General features: G+C 72.0%; 17 protein-coding genes and 1 pseudogene. 5 read left to right on the top strand and 13 right to left on the bottom strand.

Annotated features, from left to right (window positions below):
• Positions 1-13 precede the first annotated feature (13 nt).
• Genes ACQEWB_RS35440 through ACQEWB_RS35420 form a run of 5 tightly spaced genes read right to left on the bottom strand, consistent with a single transcriptional unit; the run spans position 14 to position 5738 of the window.
• Positions 14-814: an ABC transporter permease gene (locus ACQEWB_RS35440; RefSeq protein WP_432838375.1), complete on the bottom strand. Its 801-nt coding sequence runs from the start codon at positions 812-814 to the stop codon at positions 14-16.
• Positions 815-1738, bottom strand: coding sequence for an ABC transporter permease (locus ACQEWB_RS35435; protein ID WP_432838373.1), 924 nt, complete (start codon positions 1736-1738; stop codon positions 815-817).
• Complete coding sequence (locus ACQEWB_RS35430; RefSeq protein WP_432838371.1) at positions 1738-2901, bottom strand: ABC transporter ATP-binding protein; 1164 nt, start codon at positions 2899-2901, stop codon at positions 1738-1740. The genes ACQEWB_RS35435 and ACQEWB_RS35430 overlap by 1 nt, the downstream gene beginning before the upstream one ends.
• Positions 2898-4148 carry an ABC transporter substrate-binding protein gene (locus ACQEWB_RS35425; RefSeq protein WP_432838369.1) on the bottom strand — a complete coding sequence of 417 codons (1251 nt, stop codon included), beginning with the start codon at positions 4146-4148 and terminating at the stop codon, positions 2898-2900. The genes ACQEWB_RS35430 and ACQEWB_RS35425 overlap by 4 nt, the downstream gene beginning before the upstream one ends.
• Before the next feature lie 54 nt (positions 4149-4202).
• Entirely contained in the window at positions 4203-5738 is a 1536-nt protein-coding gene (locus tag ACQEWB_RS35420) for a gamma-aminobutyraldehyde dehydrogenase (protein WP_432838367.1), read from the bottom strand.
• Positions 5739-5950: 212 nt separating this feature from the next.
• Here ACQEWB_RS35420 and ACQEWB_RS35415 point away from each other — a divergent pair, with 212 nt between their 5' ends.
• On the top strand, positions 5951-6514 hold the full coding sequence (locus tag ACQEWB_RS35415; protein ID WP_432838365.1) for an NADAR family protein: 564 nt from the start codon (positions 5951-5953) through the stop codon (positions 6512-6514).
• A gap of 6 nt (positions 6515-6520) precedes the next feature.
• Here the strand turns inward: ACQEWB_RS35415 and ACQEWB_RS35410 are convergent, their stop codons facing one another.
• The gene (locus ACQEWB_RS35410; RefSeq protein ID WP_432838363.1) at positions 6521-7324 is read right to left on the bottom strand and encodes a DUF4190 domain-containing protein; all 804 of its coding nucleotides are present in this window, start codon (positions 7322-7324) and stop codon (positions 6521-6523) included.
• A 227-nt stretch (positions 7325-7551) separates the two neighbouring features.
• Between ACQEWB_RS35410 and ACQEWB_RS35405 the strand changes: the two genes are divergently transcribed.
• Together ACQEWB_RS35405 and ACQEWB_RS35400 are read left to right on the top strand one after the other, a co-directional pair.
• The gene (locus tag ACQEWB_RS35405) at positions 7552-8598 is read left to right on the top strand and encodes an adenosine deaminase (RefSeq protein ID WP_432838361.1); all 1047 of its coding nucleotides are present in this window, start codon (positions 7552-7554) and stop codon (positions 8596-8598) included.
• 19 nt (positions 8599-8617) lie between these two features.
• Entirely contained in the window at positions 8618-9319 is a 702-nt protein-coding gene (locus ACQEWB_RS35400; protein ID WP_432838359.1) for a glycerophosphodiester phosphodiesterase, read from the top strand.
• Here the strand turns inward: ACQEWB_RS35400 and ACQEWB_RS35395 are convergent.
• Positions 9301-10962: an RNA polymerase sigma factor gene (locus tag ACQEWB_RS35395; RefSeq protein ID WP_432838357.1), complete on the bottom strand. Its 1662-nt coding sequence runs from the start codon at positions 10960-10962 to the stop codon at positions 9301-9303. The two genes, ACQEWB_RS35400 and ACQEWB_RS35395, sit on opposite strands and share 19 nt — an antisense overlap.
• A 213-nt stretch (positions 10963-11175) precedes the next feature.
• On the opposite strand from ACQEWB_RS35395, the pseudogene ACQEWB_RS35390 reads away from it, so the two are divergent.
• Positions 11176-11250, top strand: a pseudogene (locus ACQEWB_RS35390) (hypothetical protein); the annotation flags it as partial.
• 34 nt (positions 11251-11284) lie between these two features.
• On the opposite strand, the gene ACQEWB_RS35385 reads toward ACQEWB_RS35390, so the two are convergent.
• From ACQEWB_RS35385 to ACQEWB_RS35365, 5 genes are all read right to left on the bottom strand, one after another.
• Entirely contained in the window at positions 11285-11809 is a 525-nt protein-coding gene (locus tag ACQEWB_RS35385) for a hypothetical protein (RefSeq protein ID WP_432838355.1), read from the bottom strand.
• 43 nt (positions 11810-11852) lie between these two features.
• A complete protein-coding gene (locus ACQEWB_RS35380) occupies positions 11853-12329 on the bottom strand; it encodes a hypothetical protein (RefSeq protein ID WP_432838353.1) in 477 nt (158 codons plus the stop codon).
• Positions 12313-12804, bottom strand: a complete 492-nt coding sequence (locus ACQEWB_RS35375) for an RNA polymerase sigma factor (protein ID WP_432838351.1) — start codon at positions 12802-12804, stop codon at positions 12313-12315. Before ACQEWB_RS35375 ends, ACQEWB_RS35380 begins: the two co-directional genes overlap by 17 nt.
• Before the next feature lie 94 nt (positions 12805-12898).
• Positions 12899-13519, bottom strand: coding sequence for a class F sortase (locus ACQEWB_RS35370; protein ID WP_432838349.1), 621 nt, complete (start codon positions 13517-13519; stop codon positions 12899-12901).
• Positions 13516-13872 (bottom strand): sortase-dependent protein, encoded by a 357-nt coding sequence (locus tag ACQEWB_RS35365; RefSeq protein WP_432838348.1) that lies wholly within the window; start codon positions 13870-13872, stop codon positions 13516-13518. Before ACQEWB_RS35365 ends, ACQEWB_RS35370 begins: the two co-directional genes overlap by 4 nt.
• Before the next feature lie 223 nt (positions 13873-14095).
• On the opposite strand from ACQEWB_RS35365, the gene ACQEWB_RS35360 reads away from it, so the two are divergent.
• Positions 14096-19246, top strand: coding sequence for a hypothetical protein (locus ACQEWB_RS35360; protein ID WP_432838346.1), 5151 nt, complete (start codon positions 14096-14098; stop codon positions 19244-19246).
• A 4-nt stretch (positions 19247-19250) separates the two neighbouring features.
• Here ACQEWB_RS35360 and ACQEWB_RS35355 read toward each other — a convergent pair whose 3' ends face one another.
• A complete protein-coding gene (locus ACQEWB_RS35355) occupies positions 19251-22253 on the bottom strand; it encodes an AAA family ATPase (RefSeq protein ID WP_432838344.1) in 3003 nt (1000 codons plus the stop codon).
• Positions 22254-22273: the final 20 nt, after the last annotated feature.

The raw sequence follows: 22273 nt of genomic DNA, 5'->3' as shown, positions 1-22273 counted from the left end.
CAGGGTTCTGCGGTTATGCCTTTTGCTTGTTCCGGCGATTGCTGATGAGCATCGAGGAAAGCACCAACAGTACGGCGACCAGGAACATGGCCGTACCGATGACATTGATCTGAACGGGTGTTCCGCGCTGTGCCGAGCCCCAGACGAACATGGGGAAGGTGACGGTCGAACCCGCGTTGAAATTGGTGATGATGAAATCGTCGAAGGAGAGCGCGAAGGAGAGCAGCGCGCCCGCCGCGATTCCGGGGGCCGCGATGGGCAGGGTGACCCGCAGGAAGGTCTGCACCGGGCCGGCGTAGAGGTCCTGCGCGGCCTGCTCCAGGCGTGGGTCCATCGACATCACGCGTGCCTTGACGGCGACGACGACGAAGCTGAGGCAGAACATGATGTGGGCGATCAGGATCGTCCAGAAACCCAACTGTGCACCCAGGTTGAGGAACAGGGTGAGCAGCGAGGCCGCCATGACCACCTCGGGCATCGCCATCGGCAGGAAGATCAGCGAGTTCACGGAGCCGCGGGCGCGGAAGCGGTAGCGGACCAGGGCGAAGGCGATCATCGTGCCGAGGACCGTCGCGCCGACCGTCGCCCAGAAGGCGATCTGGAGACTGATCGACAGCGAGCCGCACATGTCGGCGACTCCGCACGGGTCCTTCCAGGCGTCCGTGGAGAACTGCTGCCATTCGTAGTTGAAGCGCCCCTTCGGTTTGTTGAAGGAGAACACCGTGACGATGACGTTCGGCAGCAGCAGATAGCCGAGCGTCAGCAGTCCGGCGATGACGACGAAATGGCGCTTGAGCCAGTTGACGACAGGCATTTAGACCAGATCCTCCGTCCCGGCCCGGCGGATGTAGATGGTGACCATGAGCAGGATCGCGGCCATGAGAATGAAGGACAGGGCCGCGGCCGTCGGATAGTCGAGAATGCGCAGGAACTGCGTCTGGATGACGTTTCCGATCATGCGGGTGTCGGTGGAGCCGAGGAGTTCCGCGTTGACGTAGTCGCCGGCCGCCGGGATGAAGGTCAGCAGCGTCCCGGAGACCACGCCCGGCATCGACAGCGGGAAGGTGACCTTGCGGAAGGTCGTGAACGGCTTGGCGTACAGATCGCCCGCGGCCTCGTGCAGCCGCCCGTCGATGCGCTCGAGCGAGGTGTAGAGCGGCAGGATCATGAACGGCAGGAAGTTGTACGTCAGTCCGCAGACCACCGCGAGCGGTGTGGCCAGCACGCGGTCGCCGGAGGTCCAGCCGAGGGCGTTGGTGAGGTCCAGGATGTGCAGCGAGTTGAGGGCGCCGACCACCGGGCCGCTGTCCGCGAGGATGGTCTTCCAGGCGAGCGTGCGGATCAGGAAGCTGGTGAAGAACGGCGCGATCACCAGGATCATGATCAGGTTCCGCCAGCGGCCCGCGCGGAAGGCGATGAGGTACGCGAGCGGGTAGCCCAGCAGCAGGCACAGGATCGTCGCGGCACCGGCGTACAGGAGCGAGCGCAGGAACTGCGGCCAGTACTCGGACAGCGCGTCCCAGTAGGTGGCGAAGTGCCAGGTGACCTTGTAGCCCTCTTCCAGGGAGCCCGTCTGCACGGAGGTGGAGCCCTGGTAGATCATCGGCAGGGCGAAGAAGACGATCAGCCACAGGAGGCCGGGCAGCAGGAGCCAGTACGGCGTCCAGCGGCCCCGCTTGCGCGGCGGCTTCTTCTCGGGGGCGGGCGCCAGGGGTGGCGCCTCGGTGACGGCGGCCATCAGGCGGCGTCCTCCTCGACCTCGGCGACGCCGGCGTCGATGTCCTGGGCGGCGTCCAGGCCGAAGGTGTGCGCCGGGTTCCAGTGCAGGACGACGTCGGCGCCGGGCCGCAGGCGGGCGTCGCGGTCGATGTTCTGCGCGTACACCTCGAACTCGGGGCAGACGGGGCTGTCGATGACGTACTGGGTGGAGACGCCGATGAAGCTGGAGTCGGCGATCTTGCCGGTGATGCGGTTGCGGCCCTCCGGGATCTCGCCCGCGTCGTCGGCGTGGGTGAGGGAGATCTTCTCGGGGCGCACACCGACCAGCACCTTGCCGCCGGTGCTCGTCGGCGCGGAACATCGCGATTCGGGCAGCACCAGCTTGCCGCCGCCCGCCTTGAGGACGATGTCGTCGCCGCTCTTGGTGTCGACCTCGGCCTCGATGAGGTTGGAGGTGCCGAGGAAGTTGGCGACGAAAGTGGTGTTCGGGTTCTCGTAGAGGTCGCTCGGCGAGCCGAGCTGCTCGACGCGGCCCGCGTTCATCACGGCGACCGTGTCGGCCATGGTCATGGCCTCCTCCTGGTCGTGCGTGACGTGGATGAAGGTGATGCCGACCTCGGTCTGGATGCGCTTGAGCTCCAGCTGCATCTGGCGGCGCAGCTTGAGGTCGAGGGCGCCGAGCGGCTCGTCGAGCAGCAGCACCTTGGGGTGGTTGATGAGCGCGCGGGCGACGGCCACCCGCTGCTGCTGGCCGCCGGAGAGCTGGTGCGGCTTCTTGCGCGCCTGCTCACCGAGCTGGACGAGCTCCAGCATGTCCTCGACCTGCTTCTTCACCGACTTGATGCCGCGCCGGCGCAGGCCGAAGGCGACGTTCTCGAAGATGTCGAGGTGCGGGAAGAGGGCGTAGGACTGGAAGACCGTGTTCACCGGCCGCTTGTAGGGCGGCAGGTTGGTGACCTCCTCGTCGCCGAGGAACACGGTGCCGCTGGTGGGCTCCTCCAGGCCCGCGATCATCCGCAGGGTGGTGGTCTTGCCGCAGCCGGACGCGCCGAGCAGGGCGAAGAAGGAGCCCTGCGGGACGGTCAGGTCGAGCGGGTGTACGGCGGTGAAGGAGCCGTAGGTCTTGCCGATACCGGAGAGGCGGACGTCGCCGCTGCTGTCTGTGGTCTTCATCCTCGTCACGCCCCTGTGAGCTTTGCGAACTTCTGCTGGTAGGCCGTCTCTTCCTTCGAGGTCAGCGAGCGGAAGGCGTGGGACTTCGCCTGCATGGCCTTGTCGGGAAGGATCAGCGGATTGGTCGCCGCCGACTTGTCGAGCTTGGCGAGGTACGGCTCCACGTCCGCGACCGGACTCACGTAGTTGATGTAGACGGCGAGTTCGGCGGCCGGCTCGGGCTCGTAGTAGTAGTCGATGAGCCGCTCGGCGTTCGTCTTGTGGCGCGCCTTGTTGGGGATCAGCATGTTGTCGGTCGACGTCAGGTAGCCGCTCTCGGGGATGACGTAGCCGACGTCCGGGTTGTCCGCCTGCAGCTGGATGATGTCGCCGCCCCAGGCGACGCAGGCGGCGAAGTCGCCCTTGGTGAGGTCGGACGTGTAGTCGTTGCCGGTGAAGCGGCGGATCTGGCCCTTGTCGACGGCCTTCTGGAGCCGGGCGATGACGGCGTCGTAGTCGTCGTCGGTGAACTTCGCCGGGTCCTTGCCCATGTCGAGCATGGTCATGCCGACGGTGTCGCGCATCTCGGTCAGGAAGCCGACCCGGCCCTTGAGCTTGGGGTTGTCGAGCAGGTCGGAGACCGACTTCACCTCGACGCCGTCGAGCGCCTTCTTGTTGTAGGCAACGACAGTCGAGATGCCCTGCCACACGTACGAGTAGGCGCGGCCCGGGTCCCAGTCGGGGCTGCGGAACTGGTCCGAGAGGTTGGCGAAGGCGTGCGGCAGGTTGGACGCGTCCAGTTTCTGGACGTACCCGAGGCGGATCATGCGGGCGGCCAGCCAGTCGGTGAGGACGATGATGTCCCGGCCGGTGTCCTGGCCGGCGGCGAGCTGCGGCTGGATCTTGCCGAAGAACTCGTCGTTGTCGTTGATGTCCTCGGTGTACTTGACCGTGATGCCGGTCCGTTTGCGGAACTGGTCCAGCGTCGGGTGGTGCTTCTCGCTGTCGTCCACGTCGATGTACTCGGGCCAGTTGGAGAAGTTGACGACCTTCTCCTTGGCCGAGTGGTCGTCGGCGGAGACTCCGCCGCTGGTCTTTCCGGCCGCGGGGATGCCGCAGCCGCTCAGCGTCGCGAGGCCGCCGAGGGCCAGCGCGCCGCCGGCGGAGGCGCGCAACAGGGACCGGCGGGACGTGGCCGCCGCCCGGCTCTTTTGCAGGCTGCGCCGCATCGCGGCCGCCACGACCGGTGAGAGGCGGTCGGGCTCGTACTGCTCCATGCGCTGGTGCCCTTTCGGGAGTGGCGGCCGCTGGTCGGGCGGCCTGCGCTGCTTCTATCGGTCCCCGAAGACGGTTCGGTGCCAGTCCTTCCTGGCCACCGCGGTGTTGTCGAACATGACGTGCTTGATCTGCGTGTACTCCTCGAAGGAGTACACGGACATGTCCTTGCCGAAGCCGGACGCCTTGTAGCCGCCGTGCGGCATCTCGCTGATGATCGGGATGTGATCGTTGATCCACACGCAGCCCGCCTTGATCTCGCGGGTGGCGCGGTTCGCCCGGAAGACGTCGCGGCTCCAGGCGGAGGCGGCGAGGCCGTACGGGGTGTCGTTGGCGAGCCTGATCCCATCGTCGTCGCTGTCGAAGGGAAGGACCACCAGCACGGGCCCGAAGATCTCGGACTGCACGATCTCGCTGTCCTGGGCGGCGTCCGCGACCAGGGTGGGGCGATAGTACGCGCCGTCCTTGAGATCTCCCTGAGGAGCCTCGCCGCCGGTCACCACGCGCGCGTAGGCACGCGCCCGCTCGACGAAACCGGCGACGCGGTCGCGCTGGACGTGTGAGATCAGCGGCCCGAGGTCGGTGTCCGCGGCGAAGGGGTCGCCGACCCGGACGGTCTCCATGAGGGCGGCGGTCTTCTCGACGAAGGCCTCATACAGCGGCCGCTGCACGTACGCGCGCGTGGCGGCCGTGCAGTCCTGGCCGGTGTTGATGAGCGAGCCGGCGACCGCGCCGTTGACGGCGGCCTCCAGGTCGGCGTCGTCGAAGACCACGAAGGGAGCCTTGCCGCCGAGCTCCAGATGGAGGCGCTTGACGGTCGCGGTGGCGACCTCGGCGACCCGCTTGCCGACGGCGGTGGACCCGGTGAAGGAGGTCATGGCCACGTCGGGATGCCCGACGAGGTGCTCACCGGCCTCCCTGCCCGTCCCCGTGACGATGTTGACGACCCCGTCCGGGATACCCGCGTCCGTCGCGGCCTGGGCGAACAGCAGCGAGGTGAGCGGGGTGAGCTCGGCGGGCTTGAGCACGATGGTGTTGCCCGCGGCGATCGCCGGGAGGATCTTCCAGGCGGCCATCTGGAGGGGATAGTTCCAGGGCGCGATCGACCCCACGACGCCGATCGGCTCGCGCCGGACGTACGAGGTGTGGTCGCCGGAGTACTCACCGGCGGACTGCCCCTGAAGGTGCCGTGCGGCGCCCGCGAAGAAGGCGGTGTTGTCGATGGTCCCCGGCACGTCGAACTCGCGCGTCAGCTTCAGCGGCTTGCCGCACTGCAGGGACTCGGCACGGGCGAAGTCCTCCGCGCGCTCGGCGAGCACCGCGGCGAAACGGTGCAGCGCGTCCGAGCGCTCGCCCGGCGTGGCGCCCGCCCAGCCGGGGAAGGCCGCACGGGCCGCGGCGACGGCCGCGTCCACGTCGTCCGTGCCGGCCAGCTCGTACGTGTAGACGTCCTCGCCGGTCGCGGGGTCCACGACCGCGAAGCTGCGGCCCGAGGTGCCCTTGGTCAGCCGGCCTCCGATGAACTGGGCGCCGTCCGCGAAGCGGTCCTGCGCCGGGAATCGTTCCGGGGTGGCGGTGCCCGGGTTCTGCATGTCGCTCTCCTCCGCCTTCGCCCCGCGGCTCCATGGGGGCGGGTGGCGTAGCTCCAGCTCGATTTGAGTGCCGATCCTGACAGAGCAAAGGGACTCCTACAAGTGATTCCGTTGTTGCCTTTCGGTTACGCGACGGAATCTGTCGACCAGGTGTCGAGTAAGCACGGAAAAGGGGGGACGGAGTGTCAGTGGTGCCTGCCAGACTCGCGTGCATGGAGAGGATCACGGGGAAGATCGATTCGCGGGAAGCGCTGGTCAGTGCGGTCCGTGAGGGGCTGAGAATCAAGTATCTGCACTTCTGGGGACACCGCGCGCGACCGGACGGCCAAGTAGGGCCGAGCTGTCTGAGCCAGTGGTGGCCGTCACCGTTCGTAGTGGACGGGGTGACCTATGGGACCGCCGAGCACTGGATGATGGCGCGGAAAGCGCGGCTCTTCGGCGACGCGGAGGCGGAGACACGCGCGCTGGCCGCGGGACACCCGTCCCTCGCCAAGAAGGCGGGACGGCTCGTGCGCGGCTTCGACGAGGCGATATGGGAGCGGGAGCGGTTCCGGATCGTCGTCGAGGGCAGCGTGCACAAGTTCGCCGCGCACCCGGAGCTGCGGGAGTTCCTGCTGAACACCGGGGACCGGGTGCTGGTGGAGGCGAGCCCCGTGGACCGGGTGTGGGGCATCGGCCTCGCCGCGGACGACGAGGCCGCGGCGGACCCGGAGCGGTGGCGGGGGCCGAACCTGCTGGGGTTCGCGCTGATGGAGGCGCGGGAGCGGCTGCGGTGACCCGACTCAGGCCTGGTGCGGCAGCGCGGCCGAGATGCTGGGCGCCGAGTTGTAGTAGGGGTCGTAGTCCGAGCTGTCGTCGCTGTCGTTGATCGCGAGCACGATGCCGACGACCAGCAGGACGACCATGGCCAGGCTCAGGATGATCCCGATGATGCCGGTGATGAAGCCGGCCTGCGCCTGGCCCCGGTTGGTGGCCTCGCCGCGGTCGGCCCGCCGCTTGCCCTTGACGCCGAAGACCACGGCGAGCACGCCGAGGACGAGACCGACGACGCCGTAGAAGCAGAAGAGGCAGCAGGACAGGATGCCCAGCACCATCGCGGAGGTACCCATGCCGTTCTGCGGCAGCGGCTGCATACCGGGCCAGCCGTAGCCCTGCGGGTAGGCGGGGTAGCCGTATCCGCCGGGCGGCGGCGGACCCTGGGGGCCGGGGCCGCCCGGGGCCATCGGCGGGGGCGGTACGGCGGAGTCGGCCCAGCCGCTCTGCGGACCGGGGGCGCCGTAGGGAGGGGTGCCGTAGCCGGGGGTGGGGGCGCCGGGGTAGCCGTATCCCGGGGCGCCGGGAGCACCCGTGCCGGGCGGCGCGAAGCCGTCGGAGGGCACGGAGGGCACGGTGGCCTGATCATGCATGGCCGGCTGCTGCTGCCCGGCAGGCGGCTGCGAGGCGGGCGACTGGGCCTGCGAGTAGGGCTGCTGATCCTGAGGCCCGGCCGACTGCGTGCCCTTCTCCAGCGAGGTCTTCCGCTCCGGAGGCGCCCACGGATCCTGTTCGGGCCCCGCGCCCCCACCTGGCTGTGCCTGATCCGCCACGTCCCCGTCCCCCTAAGTCGTTCGTCAGGCCATGGTAAATCGTCGATCAGGTGCTACGGCTGCCTGGTACCCCGCCGGTGCGGTCAAGGCTTTCAGGGGCGCGGGGAACTGCGCGACCAGCCCCCCACGGACCTGCACCCGCCAACCACCAAGCCCCCCACCCCCTTGGGCGATCTGCCTACCATGACCCAGATTCACCGATCAGCCGATCACCCCGGGGAGAACCCATGACCGACCGCAACACCCAAGACCTGCACGCCTTCATCGCCGGCCTGCCCAAAGCCGAACTACACGTCCACCACGTCGGCTCCGCCTCCCCCCGCATCGTCTCGGAACTGGCCGCCCGCCACCCCGACTCCAGGGTCCCCACCGACCCCGAGGCCCTGGTCGACTACTTCACCTTCACGGACTTCGCCCACTTCATCGAGGTCTACCTGTCCGTGGTCGACCTGATCCGCACCCCGGAAGACGTACGACTGCTCACCTACGAGGTGGCGAGGGACCTGGCCCGCCAGCAGGTCCGCTACGCCGAGCTGACCGTCACCCCGTGGTCCTCGACCCGCCGCAACATCGACGAGCTCGCGTTCATGGCCGCGATCGAGGACGCCCGCAAGGCGGCCGAGGCCGAGTTCGGGACCGTGCTGCGCTGGTGCTTCGACATCCCCGGCGAGGCAGGTCTGGAGGCCGCCGAGGAGACGGCGCGGCTGGCGACCGAGGACAGGGTGCGACCCGAGGGGCTGGTGTCGTTCGGGCTCGGCGGGCCCGAGATCGGCGTACCCCGCCCGCAGTTCAAGCCGTACTTCGACCGGGCGATCGCGGCCGGCCTGCGCTCCGTGCCGCACGCCGGCGAGACCACCGGCCCCGAGACGGTGTGGGCCGCGCTGACCGATCTGCGCGCGGAGCGCATCGGGCACGGCACCAACTCCTTCCAGGACCCGAGGCTCATGGAGCACCTGGCCGAGCGGCGGATCCCGCTGGAGGTGTGCCCGACCTCCAACATCGCCACGCGCGCGGTCCGCACCCTGGACGAGCACCCGATCAAGGAGTTCGTGAAGGCCGGGATCCTGGTCACGATCAACTCCGACGACCCGCCGATGTTCGGCACCGACCTGAACAACGAGTACGCGGTGGCCGCCCGCCTCCTCGACCTCGACGAGCAGGGCCTCGCGGCGCTCGCGAAGAACGCGGTCGACGCCTCCTTCCTCGACGAGGCCGGCAAGGCCCGGATCCGGGACGAGATCGACACGTACACCGCGGGTTGGCTCGCCCCCTGACACCAGCACAATGGGCGCCATGCAGAACGTGACCGCCGTGGCCCACCGCGGCGACCCCTACCGCGTCCGCGAGAACACGATCGACTCGCTGCGGTCCGCGCTCGACCGGGGCGCGGACGCAGTGGAGATCGACGTACGGCTCACCCGGGACGGCGTCCCGGTGCTGCTGCACGACGAGACGCTGGAGCGGCTGTGGGGGCATGAACGCCCCCTCGCCTCCCTGTCGGCGGCCGAGGTCCGCGGCCTCACCGACGGCGGTGTGCCGACGCTGGCCGAGGCGCTGGCCGCGACCGACGGCGGCCGCCTGATGATCGACCTGCCGGGCACGACGCAGGAGAAGGCGGCCCGCCGGGTCGTGGACGCCGTGCGCGAGGCCGGCGCCCAGGACCGCGTCTACTACTGCGCGGGCTCCCCGGAGATGCTCGCGGTCCGGGCGGCCGACCCGTCCGCCGAGATCGCCCTGACCCGCACGACGATGGCCCCGGCGCGCCCCGCGCTCCTGGACGCGGTCCGCCCCCGCTGGCTCAACTTCCGTTTCTCCCTCCTCGACCACGACCTCACCGCCTACGTCCACCACTCCGGTTATCTGGTCTCGGCCTGGACCCCGGACACCCGCCGCTCCATCCGCCGACTCCTCGACATGGGCGTCGACTCGATCACCACGAACCGCGTCGACGTCCTGTGCGCCCTGCGCGACGGCGGTTACACGCGGGAGCGTTGAGGCACGGTCGCCGGATCGGACGGCGTCCCACGGGTGACGTACTGCGGCACCGGGGCGTCGTCCTTGCCGGTGTCGCGGACCAGGCCGTAGCGGCCCGCGCCCTGGGCGGGGCCGGTGGTGACGTCCTTCTCCGCCGCGTCCCAGCTGCTGGGGAAGACGCTGAGGCCGTAGTCGGCGCCGCGTTCGTTGACGGTGAGGGTGACCGTGCCGTCGAGGTAGAAGTACTCGTTCTGCCACATCTGCTGGGTGCCGGCGGGCAGGACGTCGTAACCCGTCTCCTTGCTGCCCATGCCGGTGGCCGTGGTGTCGGTGGTGCTGACGGGGTCGTCCATGCGGCGGCCGCCGCCCGAGGCCACGTGGAAGAGCTTGCCCTTCAGGCCGGTCCAGGAGGGCGGGACCAGGCTGCCGGAGCGGGACGACGGGGTGATCTGCCAGCGGACCAGGACATAGCCCTGCCCGGTGAGGGTCACGCTGTCGCCGCGGTGGTTCATGACGGCGTGCGCGCCACCGGTGCTGGTGAGGCCGGATTCGGGGCGGTGCGGCAGGGCGGCGGGCGGGGTGTCGGGGTCCGGCGCCGTGTCGACGGCGTCGACGACACTGCCGTAGAGCTCGGTCTTCTTCGTCCGTGACGGTGACGGGGAGGGCGTCGGTGAGGCCGTGGGTGTCGCGGGTGGCGGTCGGTGGGTGCTCGCCGCGGTGGGGGTGGCCGTGGCCCGCGGGGGCGGGGTCGGTGAGGGCTGCGTGACGACGTAGGCGCCACCGGCGACGATGGTCGCGCCCGCGGTGACGGCGACGGCGGGCTTGGTCAGGACGCCGAGCAGCTTCGCGGACCAGCCGACGGAGGTGGCGGCCGCGGCCGTCTTGGAGCCGAAGGCCAGCGAGAGCGTGAAGCCGACGGGGAGCGGGACCAGCGCGATGCCCACGAGCAGCCGCTCCGCCGGTACGACGGACTCGCGGGCGTCGCCGCAGTAGGCGCAGCCCCTGATGTGCCGGGCCAGGCGCTTGCGCCAGACGGAGTCGGGGCGGCCGTCCCAGCGGCCGGTCAGCTCCCGCAGCTCCGGGCAGGCGCCGTCGAGGGCGCGCACGATCCCGCGCGAGGTCTCCAGGCGCTCCTTCATCCGCTGGACGCGGACCGCCGCGTGCTGGCGGCTGATGCCGACGGCCGCGGCCAGCTCGCGCCGGGTCAGCTCCCCCGCGACCTCCAGCCACCACAGCGACAGCAGCTGCCGGTCCTCGTCGTCCAGCCAGCGCACCGCCTCCGCGACCTCGCGCCGCTGGCCCTCCAACTGGAGCCGCAGCACGGTGAGTTCGGCGAAGTCGGTGGCCTCCCGGGCCGCGCTCTCGTCCAGTTGCTGCGGCGATCTGCGGCGCGCACGGTCCCGTATCTGGCGCATCGCGATCGCCATCAGCCAGGACCGGAAGCTGTCCGGGTCGCGCAGTGAACCGAGGTTGTCGACCGCGCGCAGCATGGTCTCCTGGACGACGTCGTCGACGTCCGCGTGCCCGTTCAGGGCCCGGCCGACGACGTTGTAGACCAGCGGCAGCCAGCCGGCGACGAGTTCGTCCAACGCCTGCCGGTCGCCGGCCTGCGCGGCGGTGATGGTGGCCCGCCAGTGCGGTCCCACCTCGGCATACGTCCTCATGCCCGCACCCTTTCAGCCGGGCCCCCGCTGTTGGCAATGTCGGAGATCACACCGTCGGTGACGGCCGAGGTGCCCGCGGATAACACTTTTCCGGCGCGCGACGGGCACCCGTAGGGTCGATCCCCCACAACACCATTGCCCCGTAAGGGATTTACTCCGGGACCGGTCGGGGTCCCGCCCCCTCCCCGCCGACGTTCCGCGGCAGCGCGGGGGTGCACTCCGGACGCCCGGTTCCGGGCCGGTTCGACGACGAAGGTGGTGACGGCGGCGACCGTGCTGAAGCTGGCGGTCTCGACCGACTCCAAGATCGTGCTCGCCGCGCTCAAGTAGCGAACGAAGGGGCGGAGTTCGGGGCCGTGAAGGCCTCCAGGTGCTTGATCTTCCGCCGGACGACGTACAGCGGGATCACCCCGAACACCCCGAAGGACATGTCGATCACCGACCACCAGAACGGGATTCCCCGGATCGGGCCGCAGATCAGGGCGAGCGGGATGATGCCGGCGCAGGCGATCATCGCGAACTCGACGACCCAGATGTTGCGGACGGGGTCGCGGTAGGGGCCGTAGAAGGCGACCGCGATCACGAGGTGGGCGAAGGCGAGCCAGTCCGTGCCGTAGAGCAGGAAGGGGTAGTCGGCGTCGGCGGTGTCGAGTCCGCGCCGGACGCGCTCGATCCACTCCATGAGCACCGGGAGGTGGTCCGGCACGGACAGCCACCTCAACAGGTCCTCGGTCCAGCGCAGTTCGTGCACCAGGGGGAAGGCGGTGGCGCCGCTCAGCACCAGGCAGCCGACGAACAGGACCAACCAGGCGCGGATGCCCCTCAGCAGGGCGGCTCTGTCGCTCATGGCGGCAGCGTACGCCTGTTTCTGAACGTGTTCAAAACTCCTTTCAGGAGCGGCTCCCGGTGATCGAGGCCTGGGGGGAGGGCTCCTGGCTCGGCTCCGTCGACGGCCGCATGGTGCGGGTGGTCGGGGTGGCGGAGCGCTGCTCGCCGGGGACCGCGGTGGCGGACCTGTCGGGGGCCGCGCTGTCGCTCGGCGCCTTCGTGGGGGCCGAGGCCTCGGGCGAGGCCGAGGGGCTGGGCACCGTCGACGGGCTGCTCGCGGGGGGCGGGGCGAGCGGGACCGTCGGGGTGCCGGGGGTGTCGGTGGCCGTAAGGCGCAGCGGCAGGAAGACGAGGGCTGCGACGCCGCAGGTCACGGCGGCACCGGCGGCGGCGCGGACGAGCCGGCGGCGGGACGCGCCGCGGCGGATCGCCTCGTAGCGGCCGGCGGGCGGGCCCAGGTATTCGGCCGGGGGGCGCAGAAGGAGGGTGAGGGGGTCCTCGGGGTCGTGCTCGGGGCCCTCGTCAGAGTGTGTGATCAAGGCTTCTCCTCAGGTGGGCGCGGAGCAGTTCGCGGGCCGTGTGGAGGTCGGCCTTGACGGTTCCTTCCTTGCGTCCGGTCAGCACGGACACCTCCCGGATCGGCATGTCAGCGTAGTAGTGCAGCAGGATCGGGACGCGCAGGCGTTCGGGCAGGGACTGCACGAGCAGTCGTACCGAAGGATCGGCCTGTTCGGCGTGCGGGGCCACCGCCGCCTCGGTCGTCGCCCGGCGCACGGCCCGGCGCTCGCGCTCCAGCTTGCGCCAGTGGTCCCGGACGAGGTTGGCCGCGGTGACGTAGAGGAAGCCGCGCGGTTCCGCGACGGACGTCCAGCGGGCCCAGAGCCGGGTGAACGCCTCCGAGGCGATCTCGTGGGCCGTCTCGTCGTCGTCGACCAGCCGGCGGCACCAGCCGGCGAGACGCGGATAGAGGGCGGCGAACAGCTCGGACGCGGCCTTCTCGCGGGACCGTTTCAACGTTCTCCAGGGTCGTGGGGGAACTCGGCACTCATCGGGGAAGAGTCCGGGCCGACGGCGTACGTTCCGTCGGCCCGGATTCCGAGCGGCCGGGTCAGGGAGTGGCGGAGCTCAGCACCGCGAAGACGATCACGTTGTCGAGGTAGCCGTCACCGGTGCGTTTGCCGCCGCAGGTGATGAGCCGCAGCTCCGGCCGGTCCACGTTGCCGTAGACCTCGTCCGACGGGAAGTCGGCCTTGGCCACCGTGCGTACGTCGGTCACGGTGAACTCCGCAGTGGTGCCGTTCTTCAGGCGTACGTCGATCTTCCCGCCCCGGTGCAGCTCGCCCAGGTGCCGGAAGACTCCGTCCCCGTAGGCGCCGACCGTGACATGGCCGAGGATCACCGACGGTCCGGTCCGGCCCGGCGTCGGGGAGTGCTCGTACCAGCCCGCCCGGTCGTGCGCCTCGATCGGCGGCACCTGCACGCTGCCGTCCCCGGCCAGGCCCAGCTCCATCACCGGGGTGTCGACCCCGATGGCCGGTATCCGGAGCCGGACCGGGGTCGATCGCCCCACCGCGGACACCGACTTGGCGGCCGGCGGCGCGGCGGACGACGGCGGGTGTGCGGGGGTGCCGGTCGCGGAGCTCCCGGTCGTGGCGCCGGGGCCGCCGCAGCCGACGAGCAGCGCGGCCAGCGCCGCCGCGGCGAGGGCGCGCCGGGGCAGGTGGCTCATGCCCCGTTCGCCTGCCGGCGGCGTACGACGAAGACGGCTCCGCCGCCCAGGACGAGGGCCGCGGCGGCGCCCCCGCCGACTAGCGTGCCGGTGCTGGTGGAGTCCGAAGAGGTGGGCGCCACACCGGTGTCGGGCGCGCCGCTCGGGACGACGGAGACCTGGTCGGACGGCACCCGGGTGGGCTCGGTGGTGGCGGTGCGCGCTTCGCTGGGGACGGGGCTGGGGGCCTTGGTGGCGACCTGGCTCGGGACGGCACTCGGGGACGTGGACGTCCCGTCGGCGAACGCGGGCAGCGCGCCCGCCAGGACGGCCGTGCAGGCGAGGGCCAGGGCACTGAAGCCGGTTCGGCGCATGAATCGCTCTCTTTCGTCGGCCCGCCGGTGGTCGGCCGACGGGCTGGGTGACTGATCGAGCGGAGAGACGAGACAGCCGGGACACAGGTTGTAAAGGATTGGCAAAGCGCTGGATGGCCGTTCGGTGTACCGGAGTTGACGTCTCGGTGGATCAAGAGCGGCAAGAGCGGCGGGAGTTGCAGGGGATGCCTCCGCCGGTCGCGCCGGTGGTTACGTTGAAGCCGTGCGGACACAGCAGAAGTCAGGGGACGGCAGGACCGGCGACTCCCAGGTGGCGCCCAAGGCGCCCCGCACCGCCGCCCCGTCCTCCTCCGGCGCCCCTCAACACGCCCTGCTCGCCTTCCAGAACACCGCGGGGAACGCGGCCACCGCGCAGGCCCTGCGGCAGGGGCAGGAGGGGACCACCCGGCGACCGGGCCGACGGCCGGGCTTCACGCCGATGGCCGGCACCGACGAGCGGATCCCGGGTCTGGTGCTGCCGTCGTACCTGATGGACCTGACGGCCGGCGGCCTGTCCACCACGTACGGGCTGACCGGGCACGAGTTCGTCCGGCACGCGGTGTCCTCGGTCGTCGGGCACGACGGCGGCACCGTCGCCGACATCGCGGGCGAACTGGCCGGCCGGCCCGAGTCGTTCTTCGGGCGGGGCCGTGCCTTCGCCGTCGAGGGGACCAAGGGCAGGGACTCCTGGGACGTCACCGTCAGCATCGCCCCGGCGCCCGACGACCGGCCCCCCGTGCACTACCCGAACGAGCTCCTCGAAGAGGCCGTACCGGACCCGTACGGCGCCCCCTCGGTCGGTCTGGACGACGACAAGGAGGGCAAGGACACCAAGGTCGACGTCCAGCACAACACCGCCGCGGCCACCAGCAGCACGGCCGGTGCCTCGTCGAGCAAGGGCGCGGGCGGTCTGGCCTTCGGTCTCGCGCCGGTGGCGCCGGGGTTCTGGCTGGGCGGCGCGGCCACCGGCAGCGTCCAGCCGTGGCAGTCCTCGCGGGAGTCCCGCCAGCAGCGGAACGTGGCCGAACCGCGCGTGCTGCGCAGCGACAAGGGCTCCGTCGAGGTGCCGCGCAAGGTGCGCTACCTCGTGCGGATCAAGAAGCACGGCACCGAGAACGAGGAGTTGCTGCGCGCCTCCGGAACCCTCACCCAGCGCGTGCCGACCGAGCATCTGGTCCCGGCCGGCACCGGGGCGCCGGCCACGCCCACGCCGTTCGCCCAGGACGACCCCACACCCGGCCGTGTCACGCTCGCCGACTCGCTGGCGCCGCTCGCCGTGTCCGAGACCGCGGGACCGCACGCGGGCGGGGGCGGTCTCTTCGACACGGTCCGCTCCGTGCTGCACCCCTCGCTCACCGCACCCGGCGCGCCCGGACTGGCCCGGCTGTACGAGGCGACCTCCTCGGCGACCGTCCTGGAGGACATGCCCCGGCTGCTGCGGGACGGCGTGGTCGGCGAGGACCTCCAGTCCAAGGACGGTAAAACGGCGGGGAGTTACCATCTGCGGGCCGCGATCACCGGCCTCACCCCTGCCTGGGGCACCGGCAGGACGCAGCTGCGCACCCACCAGCAGACCCAGACCTCGGTCACCGAGAGCGCGGGCAAGGGGCGGGCCGTCACGGCAGGCGTGGGTCCCGCGATCGGCGTGGGCGCGGTCGGCAACGCGGCCGTCGTGCGGGGCACCGCCATGCCGGTCGCCGCCGCCCGCCAGGCCCGCTTCACGACGACGGAGCAGACCGTCTCCAGCAGGCAGGGCGCGGAGGTCCGGGGCGAGAAGGCGCTCTACTTCGCCACGGTGAACTTCACCGCGGAGGGGACGGGCCCGCGCTCGGCCGAGCTGATCCTGCACCCCGAACGGCGGGTCGCCACCCACTCGATGAACGTGTGGATCAGCCTGCGGGCCGACGAGGCGGCGAGCCTCGGGCTGCCGTTGCCGCCCGGCATGGAGGCCGAGGACTTCGTCAGGAAGCCGAAGACGACCGACGAGAACGGCGCGGAGGTGGACGTCGAGCGCCATCTCCCGTACGGCGGCAAGGGATCCAGCGTCGTACTCAGCAGGCTGGACACCGGGCCGATGGTCAGGGCCGTCCGCGAGCTGTTCGCCTACGACCCCCAACTCGCGGGCTATCTCCCCGCGTTCGGCACCACCCAGCCCGCAGTCAGCACCAGCGACGAGGAGGCGGAGAACCAGCGGCGCAACTACCGCGAGCTGATGACCGCCCTGTCGGAGACCAACCTCCGGGTGAACAAGGACCAGTTGCTGTCCACCGGCATCAAGGTCCGGCTGCGCCGCAAGTCCGCCATGCACTCGCACGACGTGCAGATCCTCGTCAAGGGCGACCTGGGCAAGTCCGAGTACGAGGGCGACATCAAGGACTGGGGCGTGCGCAGCCACTCCGGGGTGACCAGCAACTCGCAGAGCGGGCGGAGCAGTTCGCGTTCGGTCGGCGGTCTGGTGCTCGGGCAGGCACGGCTGGTCCCCGGCATCCTGACCGGCGCGGCCCGCTACGAGCGGCACAGCTCGGGCACCCGCCGCAACCAGGCCGGCCCCACCGGCCGCACGGACGTCGTGACCAACGGCTCCGAGACCGCGAGCGCGTTCGGGGCCGCCCTGCGCCTGGACGTGGACGTCACGATGACCTCCCGGCCCCGCAAACTCGCCCGCAGCCTCACCCCCGGCGCTCCCGGCCGGGACGTGCCGGAGGCCAGGACGGTGGCGTACATGAACATGGGGAGCCAGGACGTACGGCTGCTCACGCCGACGGAGTTCACCACGGACGAGGAGACCGACCGGCCGGAGCGGACGGTGAACGTCGAGCCCGAGTTCGCGGCCGAGGGCATCGGCGATCTGGCCACGCTCACCCCTGCGGCGGCCACCGGGGAGCTGGTGCGGGACTGGCAGCTGGTGGAGCACGTCGACGGGGCGCCCGTGCGGGAGCTCGCCTTCGAGCTGCTGGCCAGGGCCGCCGCCCGCAACAAGGGCGTACGCGAGGACCCGGCGCTGGCGACCGAGGGGCTCGCGCCGCGGCTGTCGATCGAGGAGCGGTTCGGCGAGCGGGCGATCCAGGGGGCGCTGCGGCAGGCCGGGTCCGCCGGCTGGGTCGTGAAGAACCTGCGCTACCCGCGCCGCCTGGCGTCCCTCAAGGGTGCGGTCGGCACCCGGCTGTCGCTGGCCAACGCACAGCTTCTGCACTCGGGCAGCGGCCCGGGCACCGAGACCTTCGTGCTGGGCGGCCACCAGTCCGCGGGGCAGGCCGGCCAGGGCACCACCAGCACGGTGCAGTTCGGCGCCACCGGCTCGGAGACCGGCTCCACCTGGCGTACCGGCCAGGGCCTGTCGACGTACCGCACCAAGAGCGAGGGCCGGGCCGAGGCCTCCGCCGTGTCCGGCACGGTGGAGCGCAACGCCCATACCAAGAAGGGCGACCGGCTGCATCTGGTCCAGTGCGACGTGCTGGTCAACATGGTCGCGGAGGTCAAGGTCACCGGCGGCGGTCCCTATGTCGCCAAGGGCGCGCGGACCTTGCTGGCCGGGGCGGGCGTGTGGCTGACGGACGCGCAGCTCCCAGCCGATATCAGGCGGCAGTTGGGGCTGGACGCGCCCGAGTCGGCGACGACCTCCGCCGCTCCGGCCGCGACCTCGTCCGGCGCGCGGGGCGAGTCGCCCGCGGAGAGTTCACGGATGGCCCAGGAGCGGGCGGCCGGGCAGCAGGCTCCCGCGACCGCGGCGGGCTCGACCTCGGCCGCAGTGGGCTCGACCTCCGCCGCAGCCGACTCGACCGCCACCGCGCCGGCCGCTCCCGCCGGGCCGCGGCTCGGCCGTCGTGCCGCCCTCGGCTTCGGCATGATCGAGGACCTGCCCGACTTCGTGCCCCTGCTGGGGCAGTTGCGTACGAACCTCGCGCAGGGTCGGTACCGGGGTGTCGCCGAGGACCTGCTGCCGCGCCAACAGCTCAAGGACCGCAACGACAACGTGCAGCGGCTGCTGCGGGTGCTGGACCGGGACGGTTCGGCCGGGCTGCTGGCCGGCGCGATGGACGGCGGGGTCACCGTCGAGCTGCTGGACGGCCGCAACACGCCGTACTGGGCGGTGTTCAAGGTCAGCCGCACGGGTGACGGCACCTTCACCGGCGAGGCGACCGGCCGGGACATGGAGTACATCACCGCGGCCGTGAGCCAGGAGAGCGACTCCCACGACCGGGGTACGGTGACCGGCGTCGAGGGCGTCCTCGCCGGATCGGGCCGGCCCGAGGGCGGAGCGGGCCAGTTGAAGAGCGTGGGCGGCGCGGCCGGCATCGGCTACGCGTCCGGTGACTCGCGGCGCACGGGTACCGCGAGCCGTGGCCAGCTCGGCATGAAGACGGTCGCGGACTCGAAGGCAAGGTCGGCGAGGATGCGGATGCCGATCCGGGCCAGTCTGGAGCTGTTCAAGGGCAACACCCGGGTGGGGCTGGCCCAGCTGGACAGGCTGTCGTTCACTCACCGCATCCTCCAGGGGGACCTCCAGGCGCTGTCCCGGGTGACCGCCCCCGCGGCGGCGGCCCCGCTGCCCACCGGGGGCCCGGTCGACCACGGCGCCTGGCGGGCGAACGGTGTACGGCTGCCGATGGAGGCCCAGGTCAACGGCTTCCAAGGAGCCCCGCAGGTAAGGGAGTTGGTGAACTCCGCGGTCCGGCAGGCGGGCGGCGGCGACCGGTTCCGCGACAAGGGGCAGTCGGCGGCGTACGCGCTGACCGAGGCGGTCTCCACCGAGTGGATGACGGCCGCGCTGCCGCTGCTCACCTCGGCCGGGGCGGAGCTGCCGCCGGTGCACGCCACCGGCGCGGAGGGTCAGGACCTGCGGGCCTCGCTGCACGCGCGGCTCCGGGACGGGCGGGTGCTGGGCGTCGGCGACACGATGACCTTCGAGACGGTGGGCCAGAGCCACCTGGACGCGCCCCGGCCCACCCAGACGGACGGGCAGAGCTCCGCCGACCGCGGCAGGTCGGCACGGCCGCTGGGCGGTGCGGGGCTGCTCAACGCCGACGAGTTCCGGCTCAACCAGCTGATGGCCAACGCGGGCGGCTCGGGCGGCACGACCGACGTCACCGCGAACTCCTCCGGTTCGATGCCGCTGCACAAGCCGAAGATGAAGTCGGTCCTGGTCCAGTTCACCCTGGACGTCAGGGTGGACGCCCAGGTGGCCAACCGGGTCCGCGGCGGCCGGGTCGACAAGGCGGTCCGGGAGCGGACGATGGCCCAGCCGGTGGTGATCCGCCTCCCGGAGCCCATGGTCCGCCGGATGCTCCAGTCGGCGGGCGCCCAACTCCAGGACCCGGACAACCACTTGGGCATGACGGCGACGGTCGCCCCACCACCGCCGCCGAAGAACTAGACCCCTACTTCGCGGCCAGTGCCTCCCGCAGTTCGCCGCGTCGCCGTATGCCCAACTTCTTGTAGGTGGCCGTGAGATGGGTCTCCACGGTGCGGCGGGCCAGGTGGAGGAGGCCGGCTATCTCCGTGTTCGTGCGGCCGTCGGCGGCGAGTTGGGCGATCCTCAGTTCGCTGCCGGTCAGGGAGCCCGAGCCGGTGCGGACGGCGGTGGTGCGGCGGGCGCCGCCCTCGCGCAGGGCCTCCTCGGCCAGCGTCCGCAGACGCAGCACGCCCAGCCGTTCGGCCCGTTCGGCGGCCTCGCGCAGACACTCCCGGGCCCGCGCCCGCTCCCCCGCGGCGATCAGCTGGCGGCCCTGTGCGATCAGCGCCGCCGCCAACTCCGGCTCCGTGGCGGCCGGCGCGCCCCGAAGCAGTCGTACGGCCTCCTCGGCCAGCTCCAGACCCCGGCGCCCGCCGGTCACCGTGCCGAGCACGCGCAGGGCTCGGCCCACGACGCGGGGCGTGCCCCACTCGCGGGCCAGCCGCAGCTCCTCCTCGGCCAGCGCGAGCGCCGCCATCGGGTCGCCGAGGGCGAGCCGGCACTCGGCGGCGGACGAGCGCCACGGGGTGACGACCGGGCTGAACACCTCGCGGGCCGACTGGCGGCGCCCGCACTCCAGGAAGTCGTGCAGCGCGCCCGCCGGGTCGCCCGCCGCGGCTCGCTGTACCCCCCGTGCGTACAGGAACCGGTTCAACTCCCAGGAGTCGGGCGCCTCTCGCAGGTCGAAGCCCTCGGCGAGGCGTCGGGCCTCGGTCGTACGGCCCGTCTCCACGAGGGCGATCAGGGTGTGCGCGTGCTCGTTGGAGGGGCCGGCGTCGGGCAGCAGGGGCGGTTCGGCCGGGAGCCTGCCCAACTCACCGCGGGCCGCCGCGATGTCGGCGCGGGTGTTGAGCAGGGCCTGGTGCATGGGGTGCAGCAGGCCGGGGCGCTGGCCGGCCAGGCCGCGCTCCACCAGCCGTTCCGCCTCGTCCAGTTCGTCGGCCCACTGGGCCACCGCGGCGGCCGTACCCACGAGGAACGGCTCGGTCAGCGGGTCGGAGGGCGAGGCGAGCAGCGCGCGCACCCGCTGCATCGCGTCCTTTGCCGAGATCAGCCCGGCGGTGGCGGCGTGGCGCACGAGCAGCGCGCAGGTGGCCGGGCCGACGAGTTCCGGATCGTGTTCGGCCGTGTCGGAGAGCCAGCGGTACACCTCACGGCGCACCGTCTGGTCCTGGTCGGCCAGGAGGGCGGAGGCGGAGCGGAGGGTGGCGGCGAGGTCGGGGCGGTCGGTGAGCTGCTCGTCCACCCCGCGCAGCACCTCGACCGCCGCGCGGGGCCGGCCGTGCCCGGCGAGCGCGGTGCTCAGGGCCAGCGCCGCACGCACCCGGTCCTGCGGGGTGCCCGGCATCCGCAGCGCCTCGGTGAGCCGGGGGATGCCGGCCGAGGACCTGCGGCCCGCGACCTCCAGCGAGCCCAGCTCGGTCAGCAGCCGCTGCCGGCGCCCGTCGGCCAGGGGCTCGTCGAGGGTGCGGCGCAGATAGGCGACGGCGTCGTCGGGGCGGCCGTCGCGCAGGGCGAGGGCGGCGGCTTCCTGGAGCAGCGAGGACGTCCACGGGGTGTGTGCCGGGTCGGACAGCAGCAGCTGCCGGGCGATCGTCTCGGTGGCGGCGCCGCGGCGCAGCATCGCCTCCGCGGCGGCCCGGTGCGCGGCCCGCCGCCGGGCCACGGGCACACCGGTCAACACCGCGTCCCGCAACAGGGGATGGGCATAGCGAGGCCGCCCACCCGCGTCGGGCCGCAACAGCCCGAGCCCGGTCATGGCGGTGAGCCACCCCACCACCCGCGCCGGATCGGCCCCGGCCAACTCGGCCAGCAGCCCCCCGAGTTCCTCGACCGGACGCCCGGCCCCACGCCCCCGGACCAGGCCGGCGGCACCGTTGAGGGAACGGCGGGCGTCCGCCGCGGAGTGCGGGTCCCACGCGCCGTCCGGTCCCTCAAGGAAGCGGCGGGTCTGCCCCGGTACCCTTCCGTCGCATCCTGGCTCAGGGGCCGCGGGGGCGGCAGGGGCGACAGGGGCGACAGGATGTCGCCTCGGTGAGCCGCCCCACGGGGTGCCGGAAGTCGCCGGGTCCCGCCGGCCGTTCGTCTCGGAGTCCCATCCCTCGTCAAGTGCCGCGAGGGCGCGGGCCAGTTCGGTCGTGCCGGGGCCCGCGCTGTCCAGCCACCAGCGGACGGCCGCCGGGTACTGGCCCGGGTACAGCGCGGCCGACGTCTCCGGTACGGCCGGGGGGCGGCTGGAGGCGCCGAAGTCGTTCAGGAGGGCGCGCAGGAGCAGCGGGCTGCCCGCGCCCGCGCGTACGCAGTTGTCGACCCAGGGGTCGGGGGCTCCCGGGAATTCGCCGCGCACCAGCTCGGCCGCCGACTCCAGGGTGAGCGGGGCGAGGGTGTGGGTGCGGACGAGGGCGGGCGAGAGGGTGTGGCTGAAGCCGGGTGCGGGCGGGTCGATGTCGTACTGGCTGCGCTCGGTGACGGCCAGCAGGATCGGCATGGCCGACAGGTCCGCGTGCCGGGCCGTCTCCACCAGCCAGCGGTAGGAGGGTGCGTCGGCGAGGTGGACGTCGTCCACGGCGAGCAGCAGCGGGGACTCGTCCGCGTACGTACGCAGCGCCCGGCGCAGCAGTTCGGCCCGCTCCCGCTCGCCGGCCGCCGCGTCGGGCGGTTCTAATTCCCTTAAGGGGCCCAGGAGTTGGAGCGCGGCGGCGAAGGGCACCGTGGCGTCGCCCGGCGCACAGCGAGCCCGCAGCACCCGCATGCCGTGCGCGACGGCGGACTCGGCGGCGGCCTCCAGGACCGTGGTCCGGCCGGTGCCGGTGGCTCCGCGCAGCAGCACGACCCTGCCCGTGCCGGCCCGGGCGCGGGCGGCGGCGTCCGCCAACAGTGCGGTGGCTTCCCGGTGTTCACGCGGGCGCTCGGGCGTCGCCTCGGACATTCCCGCCTCCTTGCTCGGAC

The sequence above is a fragment of the Streptomyces sp. CA-249302 genome, assembly GCF_050936785.1.
GTDB lineage: Bacteria > Actinomycetota > Actinomycetes > Streptomycetales > Streptomycetaceae > Streptomyces.
This window is presented reverse-complemented; position numbering and strand designations above follow the sequence as displayed.

Coding starts and splice junctions, on each gene's coding strand:
- ACQEWB_RS35415 (WP_432838365.1), top strand. CDS start 5,951: ATGGAGAGGATCACGGGGAAGATCGATTCGCGGGAAGCGCTGGTCAGT.
- ACQEWB_RS35400 (WP_432838359.1), top strand. CDS start 8,618: ATGCAGAACGTGACCGCCGTGGCCCACCGCGGCGACCCCTACCGCGTC.
- ACQEWB_RS35440 (WP_432838375.1), bottom strand. CDS start 814: ATGCCTGTCGTCAACTGGCTCAAGCGCCATTTCGTCGTCATCGCCGGA.
- ACQEWB_RS35420 (WP_432838367.1), bottom strand. CDS start 5,738: ATGCAGAACCCGGGCACCGCCACCCCGGAACGATTCCCGGCGCAGGAC.
- ACQEWB_RS35395 (WP_432838357.1), bottom strand. CDS start 10,962: ATGAGGACGTATGCCGAGGTGGGACCGCACTGGCGGGCCACCATCACC.
- ACQEWB_RS35365 (WP_432838348.1), bottom strand. CDS start 13,872: ATGCGCCGAACCGGCTTCAGTGCCCTGGCCCTCGCCTGCACGGCCGTC.
- ACQEWB_RS35370 (WP_432838349.1), bottom strand. CDS start 13,519: ATGAGCCACCTGCCCCGGCGCGCCCTCGCCGCGGCGGCGCTGGCCGCG.
- ACQEWB_RS35385 (WP_432838355.1), bottom strand. CDS start 11,809: ATGAGCGACAGAGCCGCCCTGCTGAGGGGCATCCGCGCCTGGTTGGTC.
- ACQEWB_RS35425 (WP_432838369.1), bottom strand. CDS start 4,148: ATGGAGCAGTACGAGCCCGACCGCCTCTCACCGGTCGTGGCGGCCGCG.
- ACQEWB_RS35355 (WP_432838344.1), bottom strand. CDS start 22,253: ATGTCCGAGGCGACGCCCGAGCGCCCGCGTGAACACCGGGAAGCCACC.
- ACQEWB_RS35405 (WP_432838361.1), top strand. CDS start 7,552: ATGACCGACCGCAACACCCAAGACCTGCACGCCTTCATCGCCGGCCTG.
- ACQEWB_RS35435 (WP_432838373.1), bottom strand. CDS start 1,738: ATGGCCGCCGTCACCGAGGCGCCACCCCTGGCGCCCGCCCCCGAGAAG.